General features: G+C 49.3%; 7 protein-coding genes and 2 pseudogenes (1 of these 9 cut by a window edge). All 9 read left to right on the top strand.

Going from position 1 to position 10,165, the window contains the following annotated elements; genetic code table 11:
- Positions 1-42: 42 nt before the first annotated feature.
- Positions 43-1,281 (top strand): annotated as a pseudogene (gene arcA / locus G1ANC_RS04170) (arginine deiminase); the annotation flags it as partial.
- Positions 1,282-1,350: 69 nt separating this feature from the next.
- Positions 1,351-2,412: an ornithine carbamoyltransferase gene (argF, locus tag G1ANC_RS04175; RefSeq protein WP_371412823.1), complete on the top strand. Its 1,062-nt coding sequence runs from the start codon at positions 1,351-1,353 to the stop codon at positions 2,410-2,412.
- Between the two features lie 27 nt (positions 2,413-2,439).
- Positions 2,440-3,921 carry a basic amino acid/polyamine antiporter gene (locus tag G1ANC_RS00700; RefSeq protein WP_129693122.1) on the top strand — a complete coding sequence of 494 codons (1,482 nt, stop codon included), beginning with the start codon at positions 2,440-2,442 and terminating at the stop codon, positions 3,919-3,921.
- A 63-nt stretch (positions 3,922-3,984) separates the two neighbouring features.
- Positions 3,985-4,758: a dimethylarginine dimethylaminohydrolase family protein gene (locus G1ANC_RS00705; protein WP_129693123.1), complete on the top strand. Its 774-nt coding sequence runs from the start codon at positions 3,985-3,987 to the stop codon at positions 4,756-4,758.
- 4 nt (positions 4,759-4,762) lie between these two features.
- Positions 4,763-5,707, top strand: coding sequence for a carbamate kinase (gene arcC / locus G1ANC_RS00710; RefSeq protein ID WP_129693124.1), 945 nt, complete (start codon positions 4,763-4,765; stop codon positions 5,705-5,707).
- A 158-nt stretch (positions 5,708-5,865) separates the two neighbouring features.
- Positions 5,866-6,132, top strand: coding sequence for a co-chaperone GroES (locus G1ANC_RS00715; RefSeq protein ID WP_129693125.1), 267 nt, complete (start codon positions 5,866-5,868; stop codon positions 6,130-6,132).
- A gap of 8 nt (positions 6,133-6,140) precedes the next feature.
- Entirely contained in the window at positions 6,141-7,781 is a 1,641-nt protein-coding gene (gene groEL, locus G1ANC_RS00720) for a chaperonin GroEL (protein WP_129693126.1), read from the top strand.
- 159 nt (positions 7,782-7,940) lie between these two features.
- Complete coding sequence (locus tag G1ANC_RS00725; protein ID WP_206660692.1) at positions 7,941-9,704, top strand: ABC transporter ATP-binding protein; 1,764 nt, start codon at positions 7,941-7,943, stop codon at positions 9,702-9,704.
- Positions 9,705-10,099: 395 nt separating this feature from the next.
- A pseudogene (locus G1ANC_RS00730) lies at positions 10,100-10,165 on the top strand (ABC transporter ATP-binding protein); its annotated part runs 1,537 nt beyond the window's last position; the annotation flags it as partial.

Here is a 10,165-nt window from a genome sequence, read left to right on the forward strand (position 1 = left end):
GTAAATAAACAATGAATCATTTAGATCATAGCGGAGGTGGGCGTGAATCAAAAACCATTGCAAATCAATTCTGAAATCGGCGTACTCAAGACTGTACTGCTGCATCGGCCGGGCGAGGAGCTCGAGAATCTTACCCCTGATTATCTCAAGGACTTATTGTTCGACGATATTCCGCACCTGAAGGTGGCGCAAGAAGAGCATGATGAATTTGCCAACGTTCTGCGCGACCATGGCGTCGAAGTGCTGTATTTGGACGAATTGGTAACAGAGGCATTAAACAGCGATAATTTGAAAGCAGAATTTGTCGACGAAATGCTAGCAGCTTCCAAACAAGATTCGCGGCGAGTGACGCAAAGTTTGCGCGATTATCTATTGTCGATGCCGACCAACAAGATGGTGCGCAAAATTATGGCCGGTGTGCGCAAAGACGAGATTTCTCTACCGCCAGAGCATCACCAGCAGCTGCACGATATGGTTGAGCAAGACCATTATCCATTTTACCTAGATCCAATGCCGAATTTGTACTTCACGCGTGATCCAGCTGCTACGATTGGCAACGGCTTGACCATCAATAAGATGCATTGGCCGGCCCGCCGCCGCGAGTCGCTGTTCATGCGCTATATCATCGATCATCATCCGCGCTTTGCCGGCCACGATATTCCAGTTTGGTATAATCGCGACGAGAAGTTCTCGATGGAGGGCGGCGACGAGCTGGTGTTGAACAGCGAAGCCATGGCCATCGGTATCAGCGAGCGCACTACCGCCGAGGCAATCGAGAAAATGGCAACTGAGTTGTTCGCTGATTCTAACTTCAAGAAAATTATTGCTCTCGAGATCCCGAAGAGCCACGCATTCATGCACCTAGATACAGTCTTCACAATGATCGATTACGATAAGTTCACGATCCACCCGGAGATTCGTGACTTTGAAGGCAAGATGAATCTGTTTATCCTCGAAAAAGTTGAAGGGCAAGCTTATCCGAAGATCACCAAGCAGCATGATCTTGAAAAAGCGTTGTGCGAAGCGCTGCATTTGCCAAAGATTAACCTGATTGAATGCGGCGGTGGCGATGAGATTGCGGCAGCTCGCGAGCAGTGGAATGACGGTTCGAATACTTTGGCGATTGCGCCGGGCGTGGTGGTGACTTACGACCGTAACTATGTCACTAATGCTAAATTGCGCGAGGCTGGCGTCGAGGTCATCGAGGTTAGCGGTTCAGAACTCGGTCGTGGCCGCGGCGGCCCGCGCTGTATGAGTATGCCGCTGGTGCGCGAAGATCTGGACAACGAGCAGGTTACTGATAGAGTTACTTCGGCGGAGCGTTCGCTGGCAGCCACCTTGGCGGTACCAATGATTCAAGAGGAGCACGTCCGCAAAGTGGTGCCAGTAACTACAGATTCGACTACTGCAACGGTAGCTAAGCTGCCAACCAGTCTGAAGGGTCGCTCTTTCTTGACTTTGAAAGACTTCTCGCCAAGCGATATTCGGCTGATGCTTGATACAGCACACGACCTCAAGCAACAAAAGAAAGCGGGCAAAGCACACCGCATTCACGAGGGTAAACAAGTGGCTTTGCTCTTTGAAAAGACATCGACGCGAACTCGCTGCGCCTTTACGGTAGCTGCCAATGATTTGGGTGTGGCGCCAGAATTTCTCGGTAAAGACGATATTCAGCTAGGCAAAAAAGAGTCAGTTGAAGATACTGCTAAGGTACTGGGCCGCATGTTTGACGGCATTGAATTCCGCGGCTTTAAGCATTCCAATGTCGAAGCGTTAGCGAAATATGCTGGCGTACCAGTCTGGAATGGTTTGACGGATACTTTCCACCCGACGCAGATTCTGGCAGACTTCATGACTATTGAGGAGCATGTCGGCAAGCTCAACGGCGCTAAGCTGGTCTTCGTTGGTGACGGACGCAACAATATGGCAAATAGCTTGCTGATTGGCGCGGCCAAGATGGGCGTCGATTTCCGAATCCTAGCGCCGCGACAGCTGCATCCGTCGGGCGATTTGGTTAGCTTGGCGCGTTCAATTGCTATGGAAACTGGCGCGAAGATTACCATTACTGATAACCGCGCTGAAGCGCTAGAAGGCGCTGACGCTATCTACACTGATGTCTGGGTATCAATGGGTGAAGAAGACAAGTTTGCCGAGCGAATTGCCCTTCTCAAACCATACCAGGTCAACGCGCAAATGCTGGCCGAGACGCATAACCCGAACGTCAAATTCTTGCATTGTTTGCCATCATTTCATGACCTTAATACCGAGACTGGCCAGAAGATTCACGATCAATTCGGTCTTGACTCGATGGAGGTCACTGACGAGGTCTTTAGCGGCGAGCACAGCGTTGTCTTTGACGAGGCTGAAAACCGCATGCACACTATCAAGGCTGTGATGGCATTGACGCTATAAATCCGAGTTGAAGGAGGCTCGAACAAAATGGCAATCAAACAATTAGCAAGAAAAAAGGACGGGTTAGGACTCTGGTCGCTGACCGGCTTAGTGGTCGGCAGTATGATCGGCGCAGGTATCTTTAACCTTGTTCAAGGCACGGCTGAGGCGGCTGGTCCGCTGGCGACGATTATTGCGTGGCTGATTACGGGCGTTGGAATGATATTCCTGATTCTCAGCTTCCGCAACCTGACTATCAAAAAGCCGAAACTTAACGCTGGCGTGTATAGCTACGCTGAGGCTGGCTTTGGCAAGTATGTTGGCTTTAATTCGGCGTGGGGTTACTGGATTTCTGCCTGGATTGGTAATATTGCTTATGCAGTAGCCGTTTTCTCGGCGCTTGGTTATTTCTTTCCAGACTTGTTTGGTAAAGGCCAAAACTGGGCGTCAGTGGTTGGCATGTCGGTACTGCTGTGGAGTGTTCATTTATTAATCCTTAAGGGTGTCAAAACGGCAAGCTTTATTAATGCTTTGGTGACGGCGGCGAAATTAATCCCGCTTGCGATCTTTTTGCTAGCGATATTCTTGTCGTTCAAGGTCGGCTTGTTTAACCAAGACCTTTGGGGCTTAGCCGGCAACAACTTTGATATGGGCGCTGTGATTGAGCAGGTCAAGAATATGATGCTGGTTACCGTCTGGGTGTTTATCGGTATCGAGGGTGCAGTCGTATTTTCAGGCCACGCCAAGAAGCGCAGCGATATCATCAAGGCAACGTTGATTGGCTTTGCTGGTGTGCTTTCGATTTATGTGCTGATGACGGTGCTGGCTTTTGGTGTAGCGACTCAGAAAGATCTGGCTGCACTAGATAGTCCGGCAATGTCGATGCTGTTGGAACGCTTGGTTGGCCCGTGGGGCGCTTGGCTGGTTAATATCGGCTTGATGATCGCAGTTTTGGGCGGTTGGCTAGCTTGGACGATGTTTGCTGCCGAACTACCGTATCAGGCAGCTAAGAATAAGACTTTCCCGTCGATATTCGCCAAAGAAAATAAAGTTGGCGCGCCAGTAGTGTCGCTGTTGGTTACTAACATCCTGGTACAGATATTCCTGCTGACAATCCCTGGAACTGAAGGTTCAGCCTATAATATTGGTATTTCGATTGCTACTTCGGCTATCTTGATCCCATATGCCCTGACGGCGTTTTATCAATTGAAAGTTTCTCTGCAAGAGAAGAAAACCGTTAAGTACCGCGCCTTTAATATCTTTGTGGGTGTGATGGCTAGTGTTTACGCAGTATGGCTAGTGTATGCGGCTGGTATGCAATATCTGCTCATAACAGTGTTCTTGTACGCACCAGGCATGTTGGTCTACGTCTTGATGCAGATCAAGAATCGCAAGAAGATTTTCACGCTATACGAACTGCTTTTGGCGGTTGTCGTGATTGCGTTATTTGCCTACGCAGTACAACAACTGCTGGCTGGTGCGCTGGATGATACGTTAGGTATTAAGATCGCTGATTTAATCGGTCAATGATAATAAATAAAATGGGCGCGCCTGAAATACAGCGCGCCCGTTTTACCAAATGAAGGAGAAAAAATGTTTAAGCATGCCATTGTTCGCCGTCCGTCACATAGTTTGATTGATGGTATCAGCCAAACGCCAGAAATGGGCAAGCCGGACTATGATTTAGCATTGCAGCAGCATGATCGCTATGTCGAAATTTTGCGCGAATGCGGTTTGGAAGTGACGGTTCTAGAGGCCAACGAAGATTATCCAGACAGTGTGTTTATCGAGGATAATGCGTTGTGTACGCCGCGCGGCGTGGCAATTTTGTCGCGTCCTGGTGCTGAGAGTCGTCGTGGCGAAGCTAGTCTGCCGGATCTGCGCGAAGCATTGGCGCGTTACTATGATGATATTGAACAAGTTGTCGAGCCAGGCACAACTGATCCAGGCGATATCATGATGGTGGGCGATCACTATTACATCGGGTTGAGTGGACGCACCAACCAGGCGGCAGCCGACCAAATCACGGCGATTCTCGAGAAACATGGCATGACCGCCGAAACGGTACCGGTGACAGGCATTCTACACCTGAAAGACGATGTGGTCTATCTAGATAACAATAATCTGATTGTCGCTAAAGCTTACGAAAATCATCCAGCTTTTGCTAACTTTAATAAGCTGGTCGTTGATGACGATGAATACTATGCAGTGAATAGTTTGTGGATAAATGGCAAAGTAATCGTGCCAGAAGGCTTCCCGAAAACTGAGCAGAAGATTCGCGATTGCGGTTACGAAGTGATTCTGATCAATACTAGCGAGTTTGAGAAAATTACCGGCAGCTTAACTTGCATGTCGTTGAGGTTTTGACAACATGCCGGGTAAGATTGTAGTTGCACTTGGCGGCAATGCTTTGCAAAAGCAAGGCGAGGCTTCGGCTCACGCCCAGCAAGACGTCGCCGACGAGACAGCACGCCAGCTAGTGCCGTTGATTTTGGCTGGTTATCAGCTGGTAATCGTTCACGGCAACGGGCCGCAAGTTGGTAATATTGTTTTGCACGAAGAAGCAATTAACACGCCAGAAGTACCGACTTTCCCGCTCGATACGTGCGTAGCGATGAGCCAAGGGGCGATCGGTTTTTGGTTGCAGCAAGCGTTGATTGACGAATTCTCGCGCCGGCAGATGAAAAGCGTCGCTTCGACAGTTGTTACGCAAGTAGTGGTTGACGCTAACGATCCGGCTTTTAGTAATCCTACGAAGCCAATAGGCGTATTTTATCAGACGGAGACAGAAGCTCGGCAGGCTGCTAACGGTCGTAACTTCACATTCAAAGAAGATGCTGGGCGCGGTTGGCGGCGCGTGGTACCGTCGCCGAAGCCGCAGCGGATTGTCGAAGAGTATACGGTCAAAGCGATGATTGATGCTGGCGTGACGGTTATCACGGGTGGCGGTGGCGGCGTGCCGGTTGTTGAAACTGTCAGTGATGGCTTAGAGGGGGTCGAGGCAGTAATTGATAAGGATTTCACAGCGGCAGTAGTGGCTGATGCGATTGATGCCGAAGCACTGGTGATATTAACGGCAGTTGATGGCGCGATGGTTGATTATGGTAAACCGACCGCGCGCACAATTGGACGCACTAATCGCCAAGAGATGCAGCGCTACATTGACGAAAATCAGTTCGCGCCGGGTAGTATGCTGCCCAAAGTGCAAGCGGCCTTGAAATTTGTCGAAAAGCCAGGTCGCCGAGCGATTATCGCTAGCCTGGGTAGCGCCGAACAAGCCTTGGCCGGGCAGGTTGGCACTATTATCGAGAGCTAGCTAATCTCTATAAGTACAGCAAAATAGCGCGAGTTTTAGCTCGGGCTATTTTTATATTTTGATAATGCGGTTGACGTTTTTCGCCGACTTTCTTATACTTGGGTCTAGCACTCTGCGGTCAAGAGTGCTAAAATAGATTAGAAAAGGAGGATATAATCATGAGTTCACCAATCAAGCCAATGGCGCATTATGTCGTGGCTGTCAAAGAAAAGAAGCCGGAAAAAACAGCTAGCGGCATTTTTTTGCCAGAATCAGCCCAAGAAAAATCGGAAGCTGCTAAAGTAGTGGCTGTTGGTTCGGCAGTCAAAGATGTGGCTGACGGCGCACGGGTTGTCTACAAAAACTACGCAGCGACGACTATCAAGCTTGATAAGGAAGAATATTTAATTATCAAAGACGAGGATATCCTCGCTACAATTGAATAGGAGGAAATATGGCAAAAAAAGTTTTTTACGATGAAGATGCGCGTGCTCGCGTATTGGCTGGCGCAAAAATTTTGTATAACGCTGTGAAAACAACGATGGGGCCAAAAGGCCGCAACGTAGTTATCGGCAAAAGTTACGGCGGCCCGAGCGTGACGCACGATGGTGTGACAGTTGCGAAAAGTATTGATATCGACGAAGCTGATGACGAGACGCTTGGTTTCAAAGTTGGTGCCGAGCTCATCAAACAAGCTGCTAACAAGATGAATGACGTAGCTGGCGACGGCACTACGACAGTGACGGTTTTAACTTATCATATTTTAAACGAAGCTAATAAGCTAATTGCAGCTGGCCACAATCCGATGTTACTACGCAAAGGTTTAGAACGTGCTGCTAGCGAGATTATCAAAGAGCTCGGTAAACTCGCCGACGATATCCGCGGCGACAAAAAACGGATTGCCGAAGTGGCGACAATCTCCGCAGGCGATGAGGCGATTGGCAAATTAATCGCTGACGTCATGGAAAAAATTGGCCCGAACGGCGTGGTGACAGTCGAAGAAGGACGCGGCTTAGAGCTTGAAAGCGAAGTAGTCGAAGGCTTCACAGTACAACGCGGCTTCGTCAGCCCGTACATGGTGACCGACGCTAAGCGCATGGAAGCAGTTTACGACAAACCAGCAATTGTAGTGACTGATAAGAAAGTCTCTTCAGCGCAAGAATTTGTGCCGTTGCTCGAAATGATCGCTCAAACCGGTAAGAAAGATTTGGTACTGATCGCCGATGATGTTGATGGCGAAGCGCTGAGTTTGTTGGTGCTAAACCGGCTTAAAGGTGCTTTCAATACCTTGGCTATCAAAGCTCCGAGCGACAAAGATGTGCTGTATGATATCGCAGCGTTGGTTGGCGCCAAAGTTATCACCGAAGACACTGGCATGACATTTGATAATGTCGGTAGCGACGTAATTGGCTCGGCCCGCAAAGTGATAGCTACCAAAGATCTGACAACTATTGTCGAAGGCGAAGGGTCAAAGGCGGCGGTTAGCGCTCGCGTCGATCAGATTGAGCTGGAAATCGACAATGCCACTAGCGACTACGCCAAGAAAAACTTACAGAAACGTCATGCAGCTTTGACTGGCGAAGTGGCGGTGATTAAAGTTGGCGGTGCGACCGAGACGGAAATCGAAGAAAAGAAATATCGTGTCGATGACGCTGTGGCAGCCGTCAAGGCAGCACTAGCTGAAGGGATTGTGCCAGGCGGCGGTGTAACGCTAGTGAACCTAGCCTGTGGTTATAAGCATTCTAATAGCAAAGATGCTTCGGTATTAGCAGGCGAAGATTTGTTGATTCATGCACTTGAACAGCCATTCCGAATCTTGCTGAGCAACTCTGGGCTAAATGCTGACGAGTGGCTACCGCAGGTCAAAAAAGCCAAAGCTGGCCAAGGTATCAATGTCAACCACCCGAATGAATTGCTTGATCTAAAGTCGGCAGGCGTAGTTGACCCAGTACGCGTTACCAAGGAGGCCTTGCAGAATGCTGCCTCAATTGCCGGTACGGCAATGACGATGGGTGCGCTGGTTGTTGACTTGCCAGAGAAAGAAACGCCAGGTGCTGCTATGCCAAATATGGGCGGCGGCATGGGTATGTACTAAACCTATTCGTTGTATACCAGACAGCGTAGAGCCCACCGTTATGCGGTGGGCTTTCTTGACAAACTTGACAAAGAGCAATTTATAACCTAGAATATTACACAGTGTGAATTTACCGATTATACACGGTTAATCTCTAGAATTGCGGCAGTAAGGGGGTCTGTGAAACATATTTTACGAATTTTTAGCGGCTACTGGCTGATGTTTATCATCTTGGTCGGTTTTACCTACGCCATGGTGATGGCGAATTTGTGGCTGCCTGACAAAATGTCGGAAATTGTCAATAACGGCATTATCAAGCAAGACATGCCAGCGATTTGGCATAACGGACTAGCGATGATTTTAGTGACGGCGGCGGGTGGATTGTGTTCGATCGTCATCGGGTTTTTGGCGGCTCGGATCGCCACCGGTATGGCACAAAAACTACGAACGGAACTGTTTGAGCGAGTCGAGAGTTTTGCGCTGGCGGATTTCAATAAATTTTCCACCGCGTCGCTTATCACTCGCTCGACCAACGACATTCAGCAAATCCAGATGACGTCAATCCTGCTGCTGCGCCTGGCGTTGATGGCGCCGATCATGGCAATTGGCGGTCTGCAAAAAGCCATCCATAACGCGCCAGATTTGAGTTGGATCATCGCGCTGGCGGTGTCGGTGTTACTGGTGGTCATTGCTGTGTTGTCTGTGATTGCCGTGCCTCGGTTTAAGAAATTGCAAACGCTGGTGGACAAGCTCAATTTGGTGACGCGCGAAAACCTGGTCGGTCTGAAAGTTATTCGCGCTTTTCACAACGAAAAAATTGAGCAGAAAAAATTCCAGCAAGCCAATACCGAGCTGAATAAAATGGGTCTATTTCTAAATCGGCTGATGATGCTGCTTGACCCAATCATGACGCTGGTGATGAACTTTTCTAGCGTGGCGATTGTCTGGTTCGGTGCGCATTTGATCAGCAGCGGCAATCTACAAATTGGTAATATGATGGCGTTTTTGGAATACGCTATGCAGGTGATCATTTCTTTCTTGCTATTGTCGATGGTGTTTATCATGGTGCCGCGAGCGGCCGTGTCGGTAAAGCGGGTGGGCGAGGTGCTCGACACGCTGCCGTCAATTGTTGACCCGCAGTCGCCGCAGCAATTGCCACATGACGCTACGGGCAAAATTGAATTCAAAGATGTCACTTTCAGCTATCCGGATGCCGATCTGCCGGTGCTCTCAAGTATCAATTTCACGGCCGAACCAGGGCAAACCACAGCGTTCATTGGCAGCACTGGCTCNGGCAAATCAACGTTGATNNATTTGATTCCGCGCTTTTATGATGTGTCGGCGGGNCANATTTTGCTGGANGGCGTGGATATTCGCCAGCTCAANCTNGANGATTTGTACGATCAAATCGGCTACGTGCCGCAAAANGGCGTGTTGTTTAGCGGGACGATNGCCAGCAANATCAAGTANGGCAACGCCAAAGCNAGCCAAAAATTGGTNGAAAAATCNGCTAAAATCGCNCAAGCCNCCGAGTTCATCAGCGAGCTAAAAAACGGNTACAAAAATGANATNGCTCAAGGCGGCAGCAATGTTTCNGGCGGTCANCGGCAGCGTTTGTCGATTGCCCGGGCGATTGCNGTNNANCCNAATGTCTACATTTTTGACGATTCNTTCTCGGCGNTGGATTTCAAAACNGACGCCAAATTNCGNNNGGCGCTNGCCAAAGAAACCAANCATAAAACNGTNCTCATCGTCGGNCAGCGCATCAATACCATCATGAACGCTGACAAAATCATNGTGCTGGACGAAGGTANAATTGTNGGNCAAGGNACGCACCAGGAATTGATGNAANATTGCNAAGTNTATCAAGAAATTGCCGCCTCNCAGCTCTCAGAAGANGACCTGCAGAAAATNTCGGCNACGANCGCGAAAGGAGCGGCGTAATGGCNNAGCAAAGCATGAAAAAACGCCAGCCAGTGAAGATGGGCGGNCCAATGGGCGGCGGTATGGGCGCNGGCGAAAAAGCCAAAGANTTCAAGGGCACGGTCAAGAAANTNGCCAAATANTTNGCNGAGTTCCGCTGGCANATGCTCATGGTGNCGNTTTTTGCAGTCGGTAGTACNNTNTTTGCGATTGCCAGTCCGAAAATTTTGGGCGGCGCCACCAACCAAATNGTCGAAGATTATGTCAGCATGAAGGCNTANGNAACCATCACNAGNAANCTNCCNAANGGTGNNTCGCTGCCAGCTGGCACGACCNGTGCTGATGTNNTNAANCGGCTNCCGAACNAGTCNGAAATTGAAAGNCAAATTCCNTCNAANCAGCTCGAGACCATCAAAAAGCTGGATCTNAGCCNGCGTCCNGAATTTCANTTTGANGCNATTTGGCGGNTNGTGNNNTTTGCT

Source organism: Candidatus Nanosynsacchari sp. TM7_ANC_38.39_G1_1 (genome assembly GCF_004138385.1).

Bases quoted from the DNA above. Each gene is read 5' to 3' on its own strand.
- G1ANC_RS00705 (WP_129693123.1), top strand. From the start codon at position 3,985: ATGTTTAAGCATGCCATTGTTCGCCGTCCGTCACATAGTTTGATTGAT.
- argF (WP_371412823.1), top strand. From the start codon at position 1,351: ATGATTCAAGAGGAGCACGTCCGCAAAGTGGTGCCAGTAACTACAGAT.
- G1ANC_RS00700 (WP_129693122.1), top strand. From the start codon at position 2,440: ATGGCAATCAAACAATTAGCAAGAAAAAAGGACGGGTTAGGACTCTGG.
- groEL (WP_129693126.1), top strand. From the start codon at position 6,141: ATGGCAAAAAAAGTTTTTTACGATGAAGATGCGCGTGCTCGCGTATTG.
- arcC (WP_129693124.1), top strand. From the start codon at position 4,763: ATGCCGGGTAAGATTGTAGTTGCACTTGGCGGCAATGCTTTGCAAAAG.
- G1ANC_RS00715 (WP_129693125.1), top strand. From the start codon at position 5,866: ATGAGTTCACCAATCAAGCCAATGGCGCATTATGTCGTGGCTGTCAAA.